Genomic DNA, 19793 nt, shown 5'->3' with positions numbered 1-19793 from the left:
TCCACCAGCTCCTCACCTCGGACAGCGGCTTACCTACGGTAACCTTACTCCAGAGTAAGGAATCTGCGACCGACCCGGGAGATGGACATGGCCGACCGCTATCTGAGCTTCACCGGTACCGCTCCGGGTCGGTTCCTCACCCGCCACCTGGGGCTTCCGCAGCCGACGGTGCTGCGCCGGTGGTCGGAGGAGTTCCCGGAGTTCCGGGCTGGGGTGCTGCATCTCACGGCGGGGAAGTCGGAGCTGTCCGGGCTGACCGGGCCGGCGTTGGTGGCGTCCTCGGACGCGCCCGCCGCGGTGCTCCTCGACGCCACCGGGGTCCGGGACGTCGAAGGGCTCGCCGAGGTGCACGCGGCGCTGCACCCGGTCGTGCGGTCCGTCGCCGAGAGCGGGCGGGTCGTCGTCCTGGGGGCGCCGCTCGATCCCCTCGACCATCACCAGGCCGCCGCCCAGCAGGCGTTGGAGGGATTCACGCGCTCGCTCGGCAAGGAGATCGGGCGGGGCAGAACGGTCAACCTCGTACGGCTCACCGACGCGTCCGCGGCCGAGTCGACGCTGCGCTTCCTGCTCTCCCCCAAGTCGGCGTACGTCAGCGGTCAGGTGATCGAGGTCGGGGAGGCGCGGGAGGCCGACGTCGACTGGTCCCTCCCGCTCGCCGGGCGGACGGCCCTGGTGACCGGCGGGGCGCGGGGCATCGGTGCGGCGGTCGCCGAGACGCTGGCCAGGGACGGGGCACGGGTGGTCGTCCTCGATGTGCCGGGGGCGTCGGCGGATGCCGAGCAGCTTGCCGCGCGGCTCGGGGGCAGTGCCCTCGCGCTGGACATCACGGCCGCGGACGCGGGCGCGCGGATCGCAAAGGCGCTGCCCGAGGGGCTGGACGTGCTGGTCCACAACGCGGGGATCACCCGGGACCGGCGGCTGGTCAACATGCCTGCGGAGCGCTGGAGTTCGGTGCTCGAGGTGAACCTCGCGAGCGTGCTGCGCACGACGGACGCGCTGCTGGAGACGGGCACGCTGCGGCGGGGCGGACGGATCGTCGCCACCGCGTCCATCGCGGGGCTCGCGGGGAACGCCGGACAGACGAACTACGGCGCGAGCAAGGCCGGTGTCGTCGGTCTGGTGCGCTCGCTGGCGCCCCGGGCGGCGGCCGAGCACGGGGTCACGGTGAACGCGGTCGCTCCCGGTTTCATCGAGACGAAGATGACGGCGGCGATCCCGCTGTTCATCCGGGAGGCGGGGCGGCGGATGAACTCCCTCGGACAGGGCGGGCTGCCGGCCGACGTGGCCGAGACGACGGCGTGGCTGGCGCATCCGGCGTCCGGCGCGGTGAACGGGCAGGTCGTGCGGGTGTGCGGCCAGAGTCTGCTGGGGGCGTAGTGGGGATGCACGCGGACGACAGGCAGGCCGAGGGTTCGTGCGGCGAGGGAGGACGGGCCGAGGGGGCGCACTCCGACGGGGTGGGGCTGGGGGGCTCCGGGTCCGAGGGGTCGAACGGCGGGGAGGTACGCCCCGAGAGCTCCGCCCCGGAAGGTGCGCGCTCCGAGGGCTCGAACTTCGGCGACGGGTACGGTGACGCCTCCGAGGACTCGCACCCCGAGCTCGCGCACCCCCAGGACTCACGCCGCCACGGCCCACCTCCCCGCGGCCCGCTCACCGTCCTCGCTCAACCTCCCTCCCTCGTCCCCCTCCTGGCCGCAGGCGCCCTGCGCTCCCCCTTCAAGCGGCCCGCCGCGACCGCGGACTTCCCCCGCACCCGGCTGGTGCTGCCCACTCTGCGGGTGGACCTCGCGCGGCTCGCCGCCTACGAGCGGGTGTGCGGGTTCCCGACCGGGGAGGACGCGTTGCCGGTGACGTATCCGCATGTGCTGGGCTTTCCCCTGGCCATGAGCCTGATGAGCGGGCGGGGCTTCCCGCTGCCGTTGCTCGGGCTGGTGCACACGTCGATCGAGATCACGCGGTACCGGGAGCTGGCGGCGACGGGCGAGTACGAACTCACCGTGTACGTCGACGGGTTGGCGCCGCACCGACGCGGTACGGAGGCCGCGGTCGTCACCGAGCTGCGGGTGGGCGAGGAGGTCGTATGGGAGTCGGTGAGCACGTATCTGGCCCGGCACCGCACGGAGGGAACCGCCCGGGAGCGGGACCGCGAGAGGCATGAACCGCTGCCCGGCGTCGACGAGTGGCGGCTGGCCGGGGACATCGGCCGGCGTTACGCCGCCGCGTCCGGCGACCGCAACCCGATCCACCTGTACCCGCTCACGGCCCGCCTCTTCGGCTTCCCGAGGGCGATCGCGCACGGCATGTGGACGGCGGCCCGCTGCCTGGCAGCCCACGGCACGCCTCAAGCGGTACTGGTGCGGGCGGAGTTCAGGGCACCGGTGCTGCTGCCGGGGACGGTGACGTACGCGGCGAACGGCGAGCGCTTCGAACTGTGCGGCGGCGACCGCGTACATGTGACCGGGGGCGTCCACCCGCTGACCTGAAGCAGCCGCAGGCCTCGTCGCGCCCAGGACGCCGCTCTCAGCCGACCTGCAGCGGAGCGTCCTCGGCGGGTGTGTCCCTGAGGGTCCACGGCCTGGCCTCCATCAGGTTTCCGAGGCCCGCCCACGCGAAGTTCATGAGGGTGACCGCCGACTGCCTCGCGGTCACGCCCTCGGTCGCGTTGGCCCAGGCCGCGAGGGACTCGGCGGCGCCGACGAGCGCCTCGGCGAGGCCGGCTACCTCGCGCTCGGGCAGGTCGGGATCGCGGTGCGCCTCGCGGGCCGCGACCACGATCAGGTGGGTCACGAACGCCACGATCTCCTCGCGCATCGCGGTGACCTCGGCGGCGAACGCCTCACCGTGGATACGGGCCTGGAGATGCAGCACGGACCAGCCGTGCGGGTTGCGCGACGTGTGGGTGAAGAACGCCAGCAGCCCGTCCCAGAGCTGACGGTCGGCGGGCAGATCCGTGCGCACGCCCGTCCGCACCGCCTCCGTGAGCGCGGCCGCCTCCCGGCGGATGCACGCGGTGAAGAGGTCTTCCTTGGAGTTCAGGTACAGATACACCAACGGCTTCGACACACCGGCGAGTTCGGCGATCTCGTCCATCGAGGCGGCCATGTACCCACGCTGCCCGAAGATCTCCACAGCGGCGTCCAGCATCTGCTGCTCCCGCACGGCACGCGGCATCCGCTTGCTCTTCACGACACCCATGCGCAAAGCCTACGGTCACGCGGGCACGGCAGCGCGGGCGTTGACCTCAGGAGGTCTGCGGGGCCTGACCCTGAGGACGGCTCGCCTCGTCCGCGGCCTCGTCCTCCTGGCTGCGGTTCGCCTCCAGGTTGGCCTTCATCCGGTCGACCCGCTGCACGACCTGGATGGAGGCGCGGTCACGCTCCTTGCGCAGGACCACGAAGCTGATCGGAGCCGAGAGCAGCAGGGAGAGCAGGACGATCCACATGCCGTTGGAGTCGCCGAGGCCGCGCGGGGCGAGGCCGGAGTAGACGAGGCCCCAGACGACCACGAGGCAGCCCACCAGGATCCCGAGGCGCATCAGTGTGTAGCGGAGCATGTCAATCCACTCTTCCGTATCCGTATCGAACGGCCCGAACACCCCAAAGGGGCACCGTCCAGTGAAGCACGCCGGTCACCCGGCCCTCGAACGGGGTCAGGTGACCGGCAGCAGCATGATCACATCGTCCCGGTCGTCACCGGGTGCGACGCGGATCGCGCCGGGTACGCGGCCGACCTCCTTGTAGCCGCAGGAGCCGTAGAAACGCTCCAGACCGAGGCCGCCGCGGCAGGTGAGCCGTATCGCCTCGATGTCCTCGAAGGTGCGGGCGGCGTCGGCCGCCGCCGAGAGGAGGTCGCGGCCGTAACCCCTGCCCTGGTGGCGGGGGTGGACCATGACCGTGTACAGCCACACCCAGTGGGTCATGAGCCGGTGCGTGTTGAAGCTGAAGAAGGCGGTGGCGGCGACCTGTCCGTCCTCGTCGTGTCCGACGAGGAGCCGCGTCCGTCGCTCCGCCATCGCCACGAAGTGCTTCACCAGTTCGGGGCGGATCGTCTCCCGCTCCACCGGCGCCACGAAACCGACGGCGCCGCCCGCGTTGGAGACATCCGTCCACAGGTCGAGGACCCCGTCGCGCAGGGCGGGGGTGACGGCCGGGTCGAGGGTGAAGGTAAGGGGCATGGGGAAAGGTTAGACATTACGCATCTGGCGCCTCAAGCTGATTCCGGCGTCACCTACGTCACCCCAGCGCCCGGGCCGCCACCTCCAGGTCCGCCACCATGCCCCGGTACGCGCCCTCCCTGTCCTCGGCCCGCAGTACGGCCGACGGATGCACGGTCGGCACGAGCCGCTCCCGTCGGCCGTGGATCTCCTCCTCCAGCACGGTCCCGCGCACCTGCGTCACCCGGAACGACGAGCCGAGCAGCGCCTTGCCCGCGGTGGCGCCGAGGACGACGATCAACTCCGGTTCGACGATCTCCAGCTCCTTGGCGAGCCAGGGGCCGCAGGCCGTCATCTCCCGGAGGCTGGGCGCCTTGTGGATACGGCGTTTGCGTGGCTCGGCCTGCGTGAACTTGAAGTGCTTCACGGCGTTGGTGACGTACGCGTCCGCCGGTTCGATACCGGCCTCCGCGAGGGCACGGTCGAGCAGCTTGCCGGCGGGACCGACGAAGGGCTTCCCCTGCCGGTCCTCCTGGTCGCCGGGCTGCTCCCCGACGAACATCACGCGCGCGTGTGCGCTGCCCTCGCCGAAGACGGTCTGCGTGGCGTCCCGGTGCAGGGGACAGCCACGGCAGCCGGCGGCGGCCTTGCGCAGGGCCGTCAGACCGCCGCCGTCCGGGAGGAAGGGTTCGGCGGTGTAGGCATCTTCGGGTGCCTTGGCAACCATGCGGCCCGAGTACCCACCCAGGAGCGCGCGGAACGGCGCGACCGGCCCCCCGCGGCGCCGCAGACGGAGAACGACCGGAACCGTCAGAGCCGCATCGGCTGCGGCGCCTCCCGGCGCCCCGCGTCCGGACCGTCGTACTCGCGAATGATCTCGTAGCGCGTGTTCCGCTCCACCGGGCGGAAGCCCGCGTCGCGGATCAGGTCCAGCAGGTCCTCGCGGGTCAGTTTGTTCGGGGTGCCGTAGTTGTCGGCGTCGTGGGTGATCTTGTACTCGACCACCGAGCCGTCCATGTCGTCCGCGCCGTGCTGGAGGGCCAGCTGGGCGGTCTGGACACCGTGCATGACCCAGAAGACCTTGACGTGCGGGACGTTGTCGAACAGCAGCCGGGAGACCGCGAAGGTCTTCAGGGCCTCCGCGCCCGTCGCCATCCGCGTGCGCGCCTGGAGACGGTTCCTGACCTTGCCGTCCTTCACGTCCACGAAGTCGTGCTGGTAGCGCAGCGGGATGAAGACCTGGAAGCCGCCGGTCTCGTCCTGGAGCTCGCGCAGGCGCAGGACGTGGTCGACGCGGTGCCTGTGCTCCTCGATGTGGCCGTACAGCATGGTGCTCGGGGTCTTGAGACCCTTCTCGTGCGCCAGGCGGTGGATCCGGGACCAGTCCTCCCAGTGGGTCCTGTGGTCCACGATGTGCTGCCGGACCTCCCAGTCGAAGATCTCCGCGCCACCGCCGGTGAGGGACTCCAGGCCCGCGTCGATCAGCTCGTCCAGGATCTCCGACGCCGACAGACCCGAGATGGTCTCGAAGTGGTGGATCTCCGTCGCGGTGAAGGCCTTCAGGGAGACGTCCGGAAGCGCGGCCTTCAGCTCGCGCAGCGACCGCGGGTAGTAGCGCCACGGCAGGTTCGGGTGCAGGCCGTTGACGATGTGCAGTTCGGTGAGGTTCTCGCCCTCCATCGCCTTGGCGAGCTTCACCGCCTCCTCGATGCGCATCGTGTACGCGTCCTTCTCGCCCGGCTTGCGCTGGAAGGAGCAGTAGGCGCAGGACGCCGTGCAGACATTGGTCATGTTGAGGTGGCGGTTGACGTTGAAGTGGACGACGTCGCCGTTCTTCCGCGTCCGCACCTCGTGCGCGAGGCCGCCGAGCCAGGCCAGGTCGTCCGACTCGTACAGTGCGATGCCGTCCTCACGGGTCAGCCGTTCACCGGCCCTGACCTTCTCCTCCAGCTCGCGCTTGAGCCCGACATCCATGCCCACACCTCTTCCGACGACCCCGAACGACTCCGACAACCGTACGTCTACGCCTCTTCGGGCAGCTCTCCGACCCGGTTCTCCCACTTCGTGGAGAGCACGATCGTGGTACGGGTCCGGGAGACGCCCTTGGTCCCGGACAGCCGCCGGATGATCTTCTCCAGACCGTCGACGTCCGACGCCCGGACCTTCAGCATGTACGAGTCGTCGCCCGCGATGAACCAGCAGTCCTCGATCTCGCCGAGGTCCCTCAGCCGGCGCGCCACGTCCTCGTGGTCGACCGCGTCCCCCAGCGAGATTCCGATCAGCGCGGTGACGCCGAGGCCGAGCGAGGCGGCGTCGACGGTGGCGCGGTAACCGGTGATGACCCCGGCCGCCTCCAGCCGGTTGATGCGGTCGGTGACGCTGGGTCCCGACAGACCGACGAGGCGTCCCAGCTCCGCGTAGGAGGCCCGGCCGTTCTCCCTCAGGGCCTGGATGAGCTGCCTGTCCACCGCGTCCATGCGATCGAAGCCTTCCGCTGAAAAGTGCCTGAAGTGATGAGAGGTACTGCCACGTGCCTTACTGACCGCTTGCCTTACTGACCCGAGGGTCCGCCGCCCAGTTCGCCCCGCCAGCGTCGGTACAGGTCGTGCCCGACCCCCGCCGCGTCCAGCACCCGCCCGGCGACGAAGTCCACCAGGTCCTGGATGTGGGTGGCGCCCGCGTAGAAACCCGGCGAGGCGGGGAGGACGGTCGCGCCCGCGTCGTCGAGCGTGACGAGGTGCCGGAGGGTCTGGCCGTTCAGCGGGGTCTCCCGTACGGCCACGACCAGCTTGCGGCGCTCCTTGAGGGTGACGCCGGCGGCCCGTTGCAGCAGGTCCTTGGAGAGGCCGAGGGCGACTCCGGCGACGCAGGCGGTGGAGGCGGGGACGATCAGCATCCCCTTGCTCGGATACGACCCCGAGGACGGCCCCGCGGCCAGGTCCCCGGCGTTCCAGTACCGCACGTCGGTGATGTCCGCCTCGAAGGTGCCGGGCTTGCCGTCGGCCCCCCGGTCCAGCCATTCCCGCAGGTCCTCGCGCCAGTGCGCGTCCCGGAAGGAGATCCCCGTCTCGTCGAGGAGGGTGAGCCGCGAGGCACGGGAGACCACCAGGTCGACGCTCTCACCGGCGGCGAGGAGCGCGCGCAGCACGGACGCGGCATACGGGGTGCCGGAGGCGCCGGACACCCCTACGATCCAAGGCGTACGCCGCGTCTCTCCTGGCTTGACTGGGTTCACACCCCCGAGCCTATCCGGCGTCACGGGGTGGGAACCGGCCAAGGGGTCCGGTCGTTCCCTCGATGGGGACGAGTGAGGGGTGGGGGCCGCCATGACGGGCAGGGAAGTCGAGTGGTCGCGCGGTGACCGTGCGAAGGCCGCGGCCAAGCTGATGGTGGGCTGGGTCGCGCTGCTGTGGCTGCTGGAAGTCGTGGACGTGGCGAGCGGCCACGCGCTCGACGGCCTCGGCATCACGCCACGCACCCCGTCCGAGCTGGTCGACGTCGTCCCGGCCGCCTTCATCCACTTCGGCTTCGCCCACGTGGCCGCGAACAGCGTCCCGCTGCTGGTCATGGGCTTCCTCGCGGCCCTCGGCGGCCTGCGCCGCTTCGCCGCCGTCTGCGCCCTGATCATCGTGGCCGACGGCCTGGGCGTCTGGCTCACAGCCCCGGCCCACACCAACACGGCGGGCGCGTCGGGCCTGATCTTCGGCCTCTTCGGCTACCTGCTGGTCACCGGTTTCGTGGAGCGGCGCCCGCTGGGGGTGCTGGTGGGTCTGCTGGTCGGTGCGGTCTGGGGCACGTCGATACTCGTGGGCCTGGCGCCCACGCAGTCGGGCGTCAGCTGGCAGGCCCACCTGCTGGGACTGGTGGCGGGAGTGGCGACGGCGTTCGTGTTCAGGCGTCGGACGCCCGATCCCGCTTAGCGGCGTGGGGCCGTGTCAGACCGTCAGTCCCCGCACCAGCAGATCCAGCAGCGCACACACGAACAGGGCAATCCCGATGAAGCCGTTGACGCTGAAGAACGCCCGGTTCAGGCGGGACAGATCATGCGGCCGCACGATCGAGTGCTCGTAGACGAACGCACCGGCGACGATCATCAGACCCACCCAGAAGAACCCGCCCGCCTCCGTGGCGACGGCGTACCAGATGAGGAGGGACATCGTCAGGAAGTGACAGACCCGGGCACCCCAGATCGCCGCGGGGATACCGAAGCGCGCCGGCACCGACATGACGCCGATCTCCCGGTCCGTCTCCACGTCCTGGCAGGCGTAGATCAGGTCGAACCCGCCGATCCAGATGCCGACGGCGAGGCCCAGGACGACCGCGTCCCAGGACCAGGACCCGGTGATCGCGAGCCAGCCGCCCACCGGTCCCATGGCCTGGGCGAGACCCAGGATGGCCTGGGGGAAGTTCGTGAACCGCTTGCCGTACGGGTAGACCACCATCGGGATGACGGCGACCGGGGCCAGCGCCAGGCACAGCGGGTTCAGCAGCGCCGCCGAGCCGAGGAACACCACGACCGCGACCAGCGCACCGGTCCAGGCGTGCTTCACCGACATCGCACCGGTGACCAGCTCGCGCTGTGCCGTCCGGGGGTTCCGCGCGTCGATCTCCCGGTCGATGATCCGGTTGACCGCCATCGCGAAGGTGCGCAGGCCGACCATGCAGATCGTCACCAGGAGCAGCCGCCCCCAGTGGATGTTCCGGTCCCACTCGAACATCGCGGTGAGCGCGGCGATGTACGCGAACGGCAGCGCGAAGACCGAGTGCTCGATCATCACCAGCCGCAGGAAGGCTTTCGTGCGTCCCGGTTGCGGGAGTGCCGCGGAGGCGCTGCTCACAGGCCGTACTCCTTCCACCGGCGGTCGACCTTCGCCGCCGTCTCCGGGTCGGACAGCACCATGTCGGGCCAGCCGCCGTCCCGTGTGTAGCCCTCCTCGGGCCACTTCCTCGTCGCGTCGATGCCCGCCTTGCCGCCCCAGAACTGCTGGTAGGAGGCATGGTCGAGGTGATCGACGGGTCCCTCGACGACCGAGAGATCACGGGCGTAGTCCGTGTTGCCAAGGGCTCGCCAGGCGACCTCGTGCAGATCGTGCACGTCGCAGTCGGAGTCGACGACCACGATCAGCTTGGTCAGGGACATCATGTGTGCCCCCCAGACCGCGTGCATCACCTTCTGCGCGTGCTTGGGGTACTTCTTGTCGATCGAGACGATCGCGCAGTTGTGGAAACCGCCCGCCTCGGGCAGGTGGTAGTCCACGATGTCCGGCACGATGATCTTCAGCAACGGGAGAAAGAACCGTTCTGTCGCACGGCCCAGCGGTCCGTCCTCGGTCGGGGGGCGGCCTACGACGATCGACTGGAGCAGCGGCCGCTTCCGCATCGTCACGCAGTCGATCTTCAGCGCCGGGAACGGCTCCTGCGGGGTGTAGAACCCGGTGTGGTCGCCGAAGGGGCCCTCCGGCAGCATCTCGCCCGGCTCCAGCCACCCCTCGATGACCACCTCGGCCTGCGCCGGGACCTGGAGCGGGACCGTCTTGCAGTCCACCATCTCGATCCGCTTGCCCGCGATGAACCCGGCGAAGAGGTACTCGTCGATGTCGCCGGGGAGCGGGGCCGTGGAGGCGTAGGTGACCGCGGGCGGGCAGCCGAAGGCGATGGCCACCGGGAGGCGTTCGCCCCGCCGGGCCGCGACCTGGTAGTGGTTGCGGCTGTCCTTGTGGATCTGCCAGTGCATGCCGATCGTGCGCTTGTCGTGGCGTTGCAGGCGGTACAGACCGAGGTTGCGGATCCCGGACTCCGGGTCCTTGGTGTGGGTCAGGCCCAGGTTGAAGAAGGACCCGCCGTCCTGTGGCCAGGTGAAGAGGGCGGGGAGCCGGTCGAGATCGACGTCGTCGCCGGTGAGGACGACCTCCTGGACCGGGGCGTCCCCGGACTTCACCTTCTTCGGCGGTACGTGTGTCATCGCGCCGAGCTTCCCGAACGCCTCGCGCACGCCCACGAAGCCGTGCGGCAGTTCGGGCCGCAGCAGTCCGCCGATCTTCTCGGAGATGTCGCCGTACGACTTCAGGCCGAGGGCTTTCAGGAGCCGCCGGTCGGTCCCGAAGACGTTCATGGCGAGCGGCATCGCGGACCCGCGGACGTTCTCGAAGAGCAGCGCGGGACCGCCCGCCTTCTGCACCCGGTCGACGATCTCCCCGACCTCGAGATACGGGTCGACCTCGGCCTTGATCCGCTTGAGGTCTCCCTCGCGTTCCAGTGCCCTGAGCAGGGAGCGAAGATCGTCGTAAGCCATGGGGTCCAGTATCCCCGAGCCGCTACCCTGACCCCGTCAGGGGCCTGTCACAGGCTCCACACAACGTTCCCTGGGGGCCAAAAGCACATGTTCCGGCTGCTGATGTACCTGATCCCGCTGGCGCTGACGATCTACGCGTTCATCGACTGCCTCAACACCCCCGAGGACGAGGCCAAGCACCTTCCCAAGATCGCTTGGGTCTTCATCATCCTGCTGTTCTGGATCGTCGGCCCCGTAGCCTGGCTCGCGGCCGGCAAGCTGCGCACCCCGCCGCCGAACGGCCGCACCCCCTCGGAGTGGCACCGCAACCACCGCATGCAGTACGTCGCTCCCGACGACAACCCCGAGTTCCTGAACTCCCTCAAGGCGGACCACAAGAAGGACGAGGCGCTCCTCAAGGACTGGGAGGCCGACCTGCGCCGCCGCGAGGAGGAGCTGAAGCGCCGCGAGTCCGGGGAGGACCCCAAGGACGCCACCTGACAAGGTGTACGTCGGCAAGCCTCCCGAAGCGGACAATGCGCCCCTGGGCGGCAGGACGCGATGTCCGGACACTTACCTCGCATGACGACAGCTCCCGCCGACTCCGCCGGCACCCTCGCCCCCGCCTATGGTGACAAGGTCATCGCCGTCGAGTCGGCGGGCTCGGAACCCATCCCCGAGTCCGAACGCCACGGCGGTCCGCTGCAACTGCTGTGGACCTGGGCCTCTCCGAACATCGAGTTCGCGACCGTCTTCATAGGTGTGATCGCGGTCCTCTTCTTCGGTCTGAGCTTCTGGCAGGCCACGGCTGCCATCGTGCTCGGCACCGCGCTCGGCGCGCTCACCCAGGGCGTGCTGTCCCTGGACGGGCCGCGGTTCGGGGTGCCGCAGATGGTGATCGGCCGCCTCTCCTTCGGCCACCGCGGCAACATCCTGCCCGCCGCGGCCAACGGCCTGGTGGCGGGCGTCGGCTGGTTCGCGGTCAACAGTGTGAGCGCGGCCTTCGCGCTCAACACCCTGACCGGGCTACGACCGCTGCCGTCCCTCCTCCTCGTGGTGGCCGCCGAGATCCTCATCGGTTTCATCGGCCACAACTTCGTCCACGTCTTCGAGAAGTACGCCTTCCCCGCCCTCGCGGTGATCTTCCTGCTGGCCGGGGTGTGGACCTTCAAGGACGCGCACCTCGGCGGGGGCGGCACGGGCGGCGGAATCGGCGGCTTCCTGCTCGCGTTCAGCGCGGCCTGGGGCTACGCGGCCGGCTGGAACCCGTACGCCTCGGACTACTCGCGCTATCTCCCCCGTACGGCGAACAAGGCCAGGACGGTCCTGTACCCGGCGCTCGGCCTGTTCCTGTCGGTCACCGTGGTCGCGGTGATCGGCGCGGCCTCGGCGACCATCGTGGCCCCCAAGGACGCGACCCCGACGGCGGCCTTCACCGGCCATCTCCCGGGCTGGCTCGGCGACCTGGTGCTGCTCGCGATCATCCTGGGCGCGATCTCGGCGAACGCCCTCAACGTGTACTCCGGCGCGATCTCCATCGCCTCCTTCGGCCTGAACCTGCCCGCCTGGCTGAGCCGGAGCGTGCTGGTCGTGGTGTCCGGGGTCGCCGGTACGGCGGCGGCGTGGGCGTCGCTCTCGGACGCGGGGGCGGCGTACGAGGCGTTCCTGCTGGTGATCGCGTACTGGGTGGCGCCGTGGCTGGGTGTGGTCCTGGTGGAGCGGTGGCTGCGGGCGCGGGTGCCCCAGGAGCAGTCGGCGGCCCGTCTGACCGACCGCTCCTTCACCAACTGGCCGGGTCTTGCGGCCCTGTTGATCGGCGTGGCGGTCTCCGTGCCGCTCTTCTCCAACCAGGAGGACTACGTCGGCTACGTACCGGAGCACTGGCCGTCGTTCGGGGACATCACCCCCGTGGTCGGCTTCGCGCTGAGCGCGCTGCTGTACGCGGCGCTGCGCAGGCGGTCACCGGCGCGATGACCGCTCAGCCCTCCTTCGCCGGGTCGCTCCCGTACAACGCGGAGGCCGTGACCGCCTGTTGAGCCCGGCAGGTGCGCTGTTCGTCGGCCGGGGCGGCCCACAGGGGGATCAGCCCGGCGGCGGAGGACCCGGAGTCCATACGCAGGTAGTGGCAGACGCCGTTGACGCGCAGGGCCACGGCGTAGACGCCGGTGCCGGCCTCCCTGCCGGAGAGGCCGGTCACCGTGTCCGCGGCGGAGACCAGGCGCTTGTCGGTCAGGAAGCGGGTGGCGCCGTCAGCGGTGTGGTCGTAGCCGGCGGCCGACATCTTGCGGTAGGCGCTCGCGGTGGCGGGCTGCCGGGCGAGCAGTCCGCCCATCTGTGCGGCGAGGCTGCCCGGGCGGCCGTCCGCCTGGGTGGCCGGGCAGCTGAAGGTGGTCCGCCGCACACTGTGGGCACCGCGGGCGAAGGTGAGGCGGTAGCAGCGGACCGGGTAGGCGTCGGCGTCGACGGTGGTCCCGGTGGGCGGCACCAGGCCCAGCATCACCTCGGCCGTGTGGGAGAGGCCCGCAGAACGGACGCTCAGCAGGGCCCCGCCGTGTTCCTCGGTCTGGGCGACGAGGGTGCCCTCGGTGAACTGCCCACCGTAGGTGCCACCGCCCGCCGAGTGGAAGCCGGCGGTCAGGTCCTGGCGCAGGTCCTGCGCGAGCGCGGCGGCCTGCGCGTCGACGGCCGAGGTGTCCGGGGCGGTGATCCGCTGGTGGAGCAGGGTGCCGCCGACTCCGGCGGCCGCGGCGACGAGGGCGGTCGCCGTGACCAGCAGTCCCTGTACGGCTTTCCTCATGTCTCCCCCAGCTGCGACGGCCGCCCCGGAAAACGGCCGTCGCACTGTATCCCCCGTAGCCGGAAGGCCTACGGGGACCCCCGCTCCGGCCGCGCTCTCCTCAGTCGACCGTGATCGAGTCCAGCTTCGCCCTCAAGTACACGTGGGAGTCGACGGGTTCGTGCGCCACCCGCCCGACCGGTGCCGGTACCGCCTCGACGGTCGTGCCCGGGGTGCACTCACCGAAGTAGACGAGGGACATCAGCTCCTCGGCGGGCGCGTCGGCCGGGGGCGGCAGCACCCGGTGCCGTCCGGACCGCCACCGGTCTCCCGTCCAACGGGCCATCAAATCACCGATGTTGATGGTGAAGGCGTCCGGGTCGAAGGGCGCGTCCTCCCAGCCGCCCTCGTCCGTGAACACCTGGAGCCCGCCCTTGCCGGCCTGCCGGTCGAGGATCGTCACCGTGCCGAAGTCGGTGTGCGGGCCGATGCGGAACTGGCCCGGCTGCGGCTCCCCGATCACCTCCGTGCCCGGGTACCAGTTGATGTTGAAGCCGTACGTCGGATGGTCCATGTGCCGGGAGAAGAAGTCGGGTTCGAGCCCGAGGGCCTCGCCGAGGAGTGACAGAAGCCGCTTCTCCAGCTCGGCCATCCGCTCCAGGTACTCCTCGCACAGCGTCTGGAGCTCGGGCACCTCGGCGGGCCAGACGTTCGGCGCGTACCACTCCGCGTTGACGACCGGGTCCTCGAAGGGCTCGTGGGTGGCGAAGGTCAGGGACTCCTTCAGGTCCGGCGGGGTCTCGGTGCCCTCCGAGTAGCCGTTGGCCTCGGCGCCGGGACCGAGCCAGCCGCGGCCGCCGACCTTCGCGGAGTACGGCTGCTTGACGTCCACGGGCATCCGGAAGAACGTCCGCGCGGCCTCCCGGATCCGGGAGCGCAGCGCCGGGTCGACGCCGTGTCCGGTGACCAGGAAGAACCCGGCGGTCTGGAGGGCCTCGTCCAGGGTGCGGGCGACGGCGGTGCGGGCGTCGGGGTCCCCGGAGAGCCAGGGCCGCAGGTCGATGGTCGGGATGCGGGGTTGGGGGGTGTCATTCACCGATGTCCTCGTTCCACAGTGCCGGGTTCCTCTCGATGAAGTCGCGCATCAGACGGACGCACTCGGGATCGTCGACGAGCACGATCTCCACACCGTGCTCGGCCAGCCAGTCGTGCCCGCCGTGGAAGGTGGCGGCCTCCCCGACGACGACCCGCCCGATCCCGAACTGCCGGACCAGACCGGAGCAGTACCAGCACGGCGAGAGGGTGGTCACCATCGTCGTGCCGCGATACGACCGCTGCCGTCCCGCCGCCCGGAAAGCGGCCGTCTCCGCGTGCATGGAGGGGTCGTCGTCCTGGACGCGCCGGTTGTGGCCGCGCCCGAGGAGGGTGCCGTCGGCGCCGTAGAGCGCGGCCCCGATGGGGATGCCGCCCTCGGCGAGCCCGGCGCGGGCCTCCTCGACGGCGGTGGCGAGCCAGGTGCGTATGGTCACCTGGTCCACGTCGATTGGGTCCATGATTTCACTCGGTCTCTTGTGAGGAGGCCCTGGCGTTCACGCCGGGGAGTAATCGCATCTCGTGACAGCGACGCGGAGCGTCGCTGCGTCCTGCTTCCCGGGTGCGGAGCGCCCCTGCGGCTTGCCCGGCGGAGGAGGTGCAGGCAAACACGTGTGCCCGCGTTCACCGATGGGGGTGATCGTGGCGAGATAGGGGCGCGGGTGTGTGGATCTCGCACGTACGGTCGCCCGGAAGAGCTCGGGTGGCCGGAAACGTGGACGGGGGTGAGGGCGTGGCGGAAGCAGCAGGGGCCGACGGAGCGGGGCATGCCCGGTACGCCTTCCGTCTGCGTGTGTCGTCCACCGCCCGCACGCTGCTGCTGGCGGAGTGGGACCGGTGCCGGTGGATCTGGAACGAGTGCTGTGCGAAGTCGAAGCAGACGCACCTGTGGAACAAGAACCGGCCTGAAGGCGTGGACCAGCGCACCTGCGGTCCGGCTCAGCTCGACAAGATGCTGACCGAAGCCCGTAAGGCGAACGCGTGGCTGCGTGAGGGTTCCAGCGTTCCGCAGCAGCAGTTGATCCGCGACTTCGGCAAGTCCAGGGGCAAGGCGCAGAAGGACATCAGGGAACGGCTGCCCATGCACCGCCGGGCCGGCATGCCGAAGTGGAAGAAGAAGCGCGAGGCGCTGCCCACTCTCAACTACACCAAGCGCGGCTTCCGCCTCAAGGACGGCAAGCTGCACCTCGCGGGCGGGATCGTGCTGACGCCCGTGTGGTCGCGGGAACTCCCGGCCGAACCGTCCAGCGTCCGTGTCCATCAGGACTGCGTGGGGCACTGGTACGCCAGCTTCGTCGTCCCGGCGGAAATCCAACTGCTGCCCGAAACGGGAGCAGTGATCGGCATCGACTGGGGCGTGAAGGAGACCGCGACCACCACCAGCGACGCGCACGACCTGCCCCACGCCGAGCACGGCAAGAAGGCCCGGACGAAGCTGACCCGGTACGACCGGATGATGGCCCGGCGCAAGCCGAAGAAGGGGCGGGCCGGATCGAAGGGCTATCGCGAAGCGAAGAAGCTGCGGTCCAAGGCATGCAAGAAGGTGGCCCGGCAGCGGCAGGACACCGGCCGCAAGTGGGCCAAGCGCGTGGTCCGCGACCACGACGCCATCGCTGTGGAGGACTTCAAGCCGAATTTCCTGGCCAGGACGACCATGGCGCGCAAGGCCGCCGACGCGGCGATCGGCACCACCAAACAGGCCCTGATCGAGATGGGCCGCAAGCACGGCCGTGCCGTGCACCTGGTACACCCCGCGCACACCACGATGGACTGCGCACGGTGCGGAGCGAGAACCAAGCACGCACTACCCCTCTCGGAACGAACATATGCCTGCACCGCGTGCAGAGCCGTGTCCCCTAGGGACAAGAACTCGGCACGCGTCATGCTGGTCCGGGCAGGCCTCGACCCGGCTGGTGCTGATCGCGTAAGACCAGGCGGGGCGCTGCCCTGCCTGGCAGCGTGAGCCAGGAATCCCCGATCAACCCTGGAGGATGAGGACTCCCCTCCCTTCAGGGAGGGGAGGTTCCAATCTCCTGTGGCCGAAACACGAAGGCAACGTGCGAAAAGTACTCTCCGGGCATACCGCAGACGGACGAACTGTCCGCGACTCGCAGACGGACGGAATGTACGCGCCTTGGAGGTCCCCGTGCCCGCACTCACCCTCCGGGAAGTCCTGGCCCTGGATCCCGTCCGCGCCGCCGAGCCCCAGCTGCTGGCCGGACACACCGCTCTGGACCGCCCGGTGCGCTGGGTCCACTCCAGCGAGGTCTACGAGGGCGCGAACTTCCTGGACGGCGGCGAGCTGCTGCTCACCAACGGTTTCGGGCTGATGGACGCCGACGACGAGGTCCGCCGTCGCTACGTCCGCGAGCTGGCCTCCCGGGGTGTCGCCGGGCTGGCCGTGGAGGTCGGGCGGTCCCTGCCTGCGATGCCCGCCGAGGTGGTCGACGAGGCCCGCCGCCGTGAGCTGCCGCTCCTGGCGATGCACCGGGTCGTGCCCTTCGTCCGGATCACGGAGGCCGCCAACCGGGCGATCGTGGCCCGCGGGCTGTCGGGCCGTGCGGTCGTACGGCCATGGGGCGACGACCATACGGCGGCCCTGCTCGCCGACCTGGCCGACCGGGCGGCGCTGAACCAGCCGGAGGTGGAGGCGCGGGCGGCGCTCGCGGGCTTCCATCCCGGCCCCGGTGCCCGGCTGATCGGGGTGTCCCTGCACGGCACGCGGGAGGTCGGGACGGTCGACCGCGCGGTACGGCTGCTCGGCGGTGCGGGCGTGCTGCGGGCCGCGTTCCCCGGGGACGTGCTGGCGCTGCTGTCCCTGCCCGGGGCGCGCCCCGGTGACCCGGTGAAGGCGGTCCAGGAGGCCTTTCGTACGACGTCCGCCCCTGGCCTGACGGTGGCCGTAGGTCACGCTGTCGCCGAGGGCAGCGGCTGGCTGCGCTGGAGCGACACGCTGCGGGCGGCCCGTACGACACTGGAACTGGCACTGACCGTGCCCGCGGCCGAACCGGCCTCCCCCGACGGCCCGTTGGTGACCTCGTCCCGGGCCCTGGCGCTGGAACGCGAACTGACGCGGGGCGGGGTGGACGCCAACCGGGAACGCCTCACGGCGCTGGTGCAGCACGCCCTGGGGCCGTTGCTGGCCTGGGAGGCGGCTCACCCGAGCGACCTGGTCCGCACCCTGGAGACCCACCTCCGCAACGGCTGCTCCCCTACCCGCACCGCGGCGCTGCTCCACATCGGCCGCCAGTCTCTGTACCAACGCCTGGACCGCATCGGGTCGTTGCTGGACCTGGACATCAACGACCCGGACCTGCTGGGAGAGCTGCTGACCGCGACATGTGCGCACCGGGTCGTACGGGAAGGGGCACGGGTCCGTGACCAGTGCGGCTCTGCCGCGCGGGTGCGGCCGGCCCCCGCGCACCCGCACCCGGCGTACCAGCGAACCGCTTAGCGCAGGGTCACCAGGCTGGGTCCGTTGAACGGCGCGTAACAGGTCACCGTCCGGGGCGTGCGCAACACGTCGTCCTCGGCGAACAGCTTCCGCGCGGCCTCGAACGACACGTCCCCGCTCACCACAGGCGCCACCCGGTCGTAGAACTCCCGCGACGCCTCGGGCAACGGCGTCCCCGGCTCGCCCTCGTCCTCACCCCAGACGTCCCACAGCAGCGTCTCCACCTTGTTCAGCGCGGCGAGGTCGAGCCGGATGTTCCCGGCCACGAACCGCTCACCGAAGAAGGGCCCCTCGGTCGGCCGGTGCAGCCCGAACTCCGTCTCGTCCGCCCCGCCCTCCCGGATCGCCCGCCAGGCCTCCCCGGCGACAAGGAAACGTGACCGGGGGACATCCATCGGGTCGAAGTCCACGGGCCAGTTGGCGGTGATGTCGGGGTCGGTCAGCTGCGCGTCCGCGAGCGACCAGCCCCGCTTCTCGTCCCAGTACTCGGTGACCACGTGGTCACCGTGGAAGCGGGTCGGCCAGAAGTAGTCGGCGAACCCGGACCGCAGCCGGGCCGGGATGCCGACATGGCGCAGCAGAGAGATGTGGAGCAGCGTGAAGTCGCGGCAGGTCCCGACGAACCGGTCGTCGGGGTCGCGGCGCACGGTCAGCGGGGCGTCGTTCCGCTCGACGAGGATGCGCAGGACGTCGTCGATGTAGCGGGACTCGGCGTCGTTGTGCAGGCGGTCGGCCGGATGGGTGTGCCCGAAGAGCTCGCCCTCGACGCGATGGATCATCACATCCCGTACCAGACGGGCCAGTTGGCCGACGTCTTGCGGTAAGTCGCTGTAGAGAGAGGCGAGATCGCCCGGGTCGGAGAACGTGCTCTGGGCGGCGTAGAAGGAAAGGGACACGACGGCCTCCCGAAAGGCGCCATCGACCACGTGTTCGATTACGGGTCGGCGCACCCCACCGTGTCAAAATTCGCCGCCGAATGTCCAGAGGCGGGCAGCCTGGGGTCGGGAGTCAGCCGCCGACCCTCAGCAGGAGCTTGCCCGTGCTCGTCCGCGCCCCCATCAGCCGGTGCGCCTCCGCCGCCTCCTCGAGGCCGAACTCGGCGGTCACCGGCAGGGACACCGTGCCGTCGGCCACCGTCGCGAACGCCCGCTCGGACAGCGTCCGCAGCTCGGCCGGGGCCGTCTGCGCGAGCGTGAGGATGGAGAATCCGCCGACGGAGAGGCCGAGGGGGTACAGCTCGGGCTGGCCCACGGTCCACGCCGGCGCCCCGCTCGCGTTGCCGAAGGAGATCAGGCGGCCGTAGACCGCGAGGGAGGCCAGGGAGGCGCGGAGGGTGTCGCCGCCGACCGGGTCCAGGGCCAGGTCGACCCCGCGCCCGCCGGTCGCCTCCCGTACCGCCTGCTCGAAGTCGCCGACGAACACCTCGTCGTACCCGTGCTCGCGGGCGTACGCCGCCTTGGCCTCGCCGGACACCACGCCGTACACCGTGGCGCCGGCCGCCTTCGCCAACTGGCCGGTCACCGTGCCGATTCCGCCCGCCGCGCCCTGGACCAGGACCGCCTCTCCCGCCCGGAGCCGACCGACGGTGTGCACGAGGGCGTACGCCGTCGGGAGGACCGCCGGCAGGGTGGCCGCCGTACGCAGCCCGACGCCGGGCGGGAGCGGGAAGACGTTGACCGTGTCGGCCACGGCCACGTCCGCGTAGCCGCCGCCCACCGTCAGGGCGGCGGTCACCTCCTGGCCGACGCTCAGACCGGTCACGCCCTCTCCCAGCGCCCGGACCCGCCCGGACACCTCCAGGCCGGGGACGAACGGCAGCCCCGGCACCCGGTAGCCCTCCGAACGCGCCTTGAGATCGGCGAAGTTCACCCCGGCGTAGGCCACGTCGACGCTCACCTGACCGGGGCCCGGCTCGGGGACGTCCGCCTCGACGACCTTGAGGGCCTCGGGACCGCCGTACTCCTGGATCTCGACCGCGCGCATGCCTCACCCTTACTGTTCAACGGAAATCGAACACTCGCCACTGTATGGTTTCCATCGAACACTC

Annotated in this window: 21 protein-coding genes; 7 read left to right on the top strand and 14 right to left on the bottom strand. The window is 70.7% G+C overall.

The annotated features are described in order from the left end of the window. Positions 1–87 precede the first annotated feature (87 nt). Together QF027_RS28520 and QF027_RS28515 are read left to right on the top strand one after the other, a co-directional pair. Complete coding sequence (locus tag QF027_RS28520) at positions 88–1377, top strand: 3-oxoacyl-ACP reductase (RefSeq protein ID WP_307077922.1); 1290 nt, start codon at positions 88–90, stop codon at positions 1375–1377. 311 nt (positions 1378–1688) lie between these two features. Next, entirely contained in the window at positions 1689–2483 is a 795-nt protein-coding gene (locus tag QF027_RS28515) for a MaoC family dehydratase (protein WP_307082518.1), read from the top strand. A 37-nt stretch (positions 2484–2520) separates the two neighbouring features. Here QF027_RS28515 and QF027_RS28510 read toward each other — a convergent pair whose 3' ends face one another. The 7 genes from QF027_RS28510 to QF027_RS28480 form a co-directional block, all read right to left on the bottom strand. Beyond that, entirely contained in the window at positions 2521–3195 is a 675-nt protein-coding gene (locus tag QF027_RS28510; protein ID WP_306977797.1) for a TetR/AcrR family transcriptional regulator, read from the bottom strand. Between the two features lie 46 nt (positions 3196–3241). Then, entirely contained in the window at positions 3242–3553 is a 312-nt protein-coding gene (locus QF027_RS28505; protein WP_306977799.1) for a DUF4229 domain-containing protein, read from the bottom strand. Positions 3554–3649: 96 nt separating this feature from the next. Beyond that, positions 3650–4174 carry a GNAT family N-acetyltransferase gene (locus QF027_RS28500; RefSeq protein ID WP_306977800.1) on the bottom strand — a complete coding sequence of 175 codons (525 nt, stop codon included), beginning with the start codon at positions 4172–4174 and terminating at the stop codon, positions 3650–3652. Between the two features lie 58 nt (positions 4175–4232). Then, positions 4233–4880 (bottom strand): UdgX family uracil-DNA binding protein, encoded by a 648-nt coding sequence (locus QF027_RS28495; protein ID WP_307077920.1) that lies wholly within the window; start codon positions 4878–4880, stop codon positions 4233–4235. A gap of 83 nt (positions 4881–4963) precedes the next feature. Beyond that, positions 4964–6127, bottom strand: coding sequence for an aminofutalosine synthase MqnE (gene mqnE / locus QF027_RS28490; RefSeq protein WP_306977804.1), 1164 nt, complete (start codon positions 6125–6127; stop codon positions 4964–4966). Between the two features lie 47 nt (positions 6128–6174). Next, positions 6175–6630, bottom strand: coding sequence for an Lrp/AsnC family transcriptional regulator (locus QF027_RS28485; protein ID WP_057608043.1), 456 nt, complete (start codon positions 6628–6630; stop codon positions 6175–6177). Positions 6631–6704: 74 nt separating this feature from the next. Continuing rightward, positions 6705–7388, bottom strand: coding sequence for a UbiX family flavin prenyltransferase (locus tag QF027_RS28480; RefSeq protein WP_306977806.1), 684 nt, complete (start codon positions 7386–7388; stop codon positions 6705–6707). 91 nt (positions 7389–7479) lie between these two features. On the opposite strand from QF027_RS28480, the gene QF027_RS28475 reads away from it, so the two are divergent. After that, positions 7480–8073: a rhomboid family intramembrane serine protease gene (locus QF027_RS28475; RefSeq protein WP_307077918.1), complete on the top strand. Its 594-nt coding sequence runs from the start codon at positions 7480–7482 to the stop codon at positions 8071–8073. Positions 8074–8088: 15 nt separating this feature from the next. Here the strand turns inward: QF027_RS28475 and mqnP are convergent, their stop codons facing one another. Then, on the bottom strand, positions 8089–8991 hold the full coding sequence (mqnP, locus tag QF027_RS28470; RefSeq protein ID WP_306977811.1) for a menaquinone biosynthesis prenyltransferase MqnP: 903 nt from the start codon (positions 8989–8991) through the stop codon (positions 8089–8091). Beyond that, complete coding sequence (locus QF027_RS28465) at positions 8988–10445, bottom strand: menaquinone biosynthesis decarboxylase (protein ID WP_306977814.1); 1458 nt, start codon at positions 10443–10445, stop codon at positions 8988–8990. The genes mqnP and QF027_RS28465 overlap by 4 nt, the downstream gene beginning before the upstream one ends. A gap of 87 nt (positions 10446–10532) precedes the next feature. Here QF027_RS28465 and QF027_RS28460 point away from each other — a divergent pair, with 87 nt between their 5' ends. Together QF027_RS28460 and QF027_RS28455 are read left to right on the top strand one after the other, a co-directional pair. After that, positions 10533–10925: a PLD nuclease N-terminal domain-containing protein gene (locus QF027_RS28460; RefSeq protein ID WP_307077916.1), complete on the top strand. Its 393-nt coding sequence runs from the start codon at positions 10533–10535 to the stop codon at positions 10923–10925. A gap of 81 nt (positions 10926–11006) precedes the next feature. Continuing rightward, positions 11007–12398, top strand: a complete 1392-nt coding sequence (locus tag QF027_RS28455; protein WP_307077913.1) for a purine-cytosine permease family protein — start codon at positions 11007–11009, stop codon at positions 12396–12398. Positions 12399–12402: 4 nt separating this feature from the next. On the opposite strand, the gene QF027_RS28450 is transcribed toward QF027_RS28455, so the two are convergent. The 3 genes from QF027_RS28450 to QF027_RS28440 all read right to left on the bottom strand — a co-directional run bounded on the left by QF027_RS28450 (position 12403) and on the right by QF027_RS28440 (position 14753). Next, positions 12403–13221, bottom strand: coding sequence for a hypothetical protein (locus QF027_RS28450; protein WP_307077911.1), 819 nt, complete (start codon positions 13219–13221; stop codon positions 12403–12405). A 100-nt stretch (positions 13222–13321) separates the two neighbouring features. Next, complete coding sequence (locus QF027_RS28445; protein WP_306977822.1) at positions 13322–14296, bottom strand: isopenicillin N synthase family dioxygenase; 975 nt, start codon at positions 14294–14296, stop codon at positions 13322–13324. Beyond that, positions 14289–14753, bottom strand: coding sequence for a nucleoside deaminase (locus tag QF027_RS28440; RefSeq protein ID WP_306977824.1), 465 nt, complete (start codon positions 14751–14753; stop codon positions 14289–14291). Before QF027_RS28440 ends, QF027_RS28445 begins: the two co-directional genes overlap by 8 nt. 272 nt (positions 14754–15025) lie before the next feature. On the opposite strand from QF027_RS28440, the gene QF027_RS28435 reads away from it, so the two are divergent. Together QF027_RS28435 and QF027_RS28430 are read left to right on the top strand one after the other, a co-directional pair. Further along, positions 15026–16255 (top strand): RNA-guided endonuclease InsQ/TnpB family protein, encoded by a 1230-nt coding sequence (locus QF027_RS28435; RefSeq protein ID WP_306977826.1) that lies wholly within the window; start codon positions 15026–15028, stop codon positions 16253–16255. Between the two features lie 183 nt (positions 16256–16438). Further along, positions 16439–17746 (top strand): PucR family transcriptional regulator, encoded by a 1308-nt coding sequence (locus QF027_RS28430; protein WP_306977829.1) that lies wholly within the window; start codon positions 16439–16441, stop codon positions 17744–17746. Here QF027_RS28430 and QF027_RS28425 read toward each other — a convergent pair. Together QF027_RS28425 and QF027_RS28420 are read right to left on the bottom strand one after the other, a co-directional pair. Beyond that, on the bottom strand, positions 17743–18642 hold the full coding sequence (locus tag QF027_RS28425; RefSeq protein WP_306977831.1) for a transglutaminase-like domain-containing protein: 900 nt from the start codon (positions 18640–18642) through the stop codon (positions 17743–17745). The two genes, QF027_RS28430 and QF027_RS28425, sit on opposite strands and share 4 nt — an antisense overlap. A 112-nt stretch (positions 18643–18754) precedes the next feature. After that, positions 18755–19729 carry a quinone oxidoreductase family protein gene (locus QF027_RS28420; RefSeq protein ID WP_306977833.1) on the bottom strand — a complete coding sequence of 325 codons (975 nt, stop codon included), beginning with the start codon at positions 19727–19729 and terminating at the stop codon, positions 18755–18757. Between the last annotated feature and the right edge of the window lie 64 nt (positions 19730–19793).

This window comes from Streptomyces canus (assembly GCF_030816965.1).
In the GTDB taxonomy this organism is placed as follows: Bacteria; Actinomycetota; Actinomycetes; order Streptomycetales; family Streptomycetaceae; genus Streptomyces; species Streptomyces canus_E.
The sequence above is the reverse complement of the archived record's forward strand: the minus strand, read 5'-3'. Positions and strand labels throughout refer to the sequence as shown.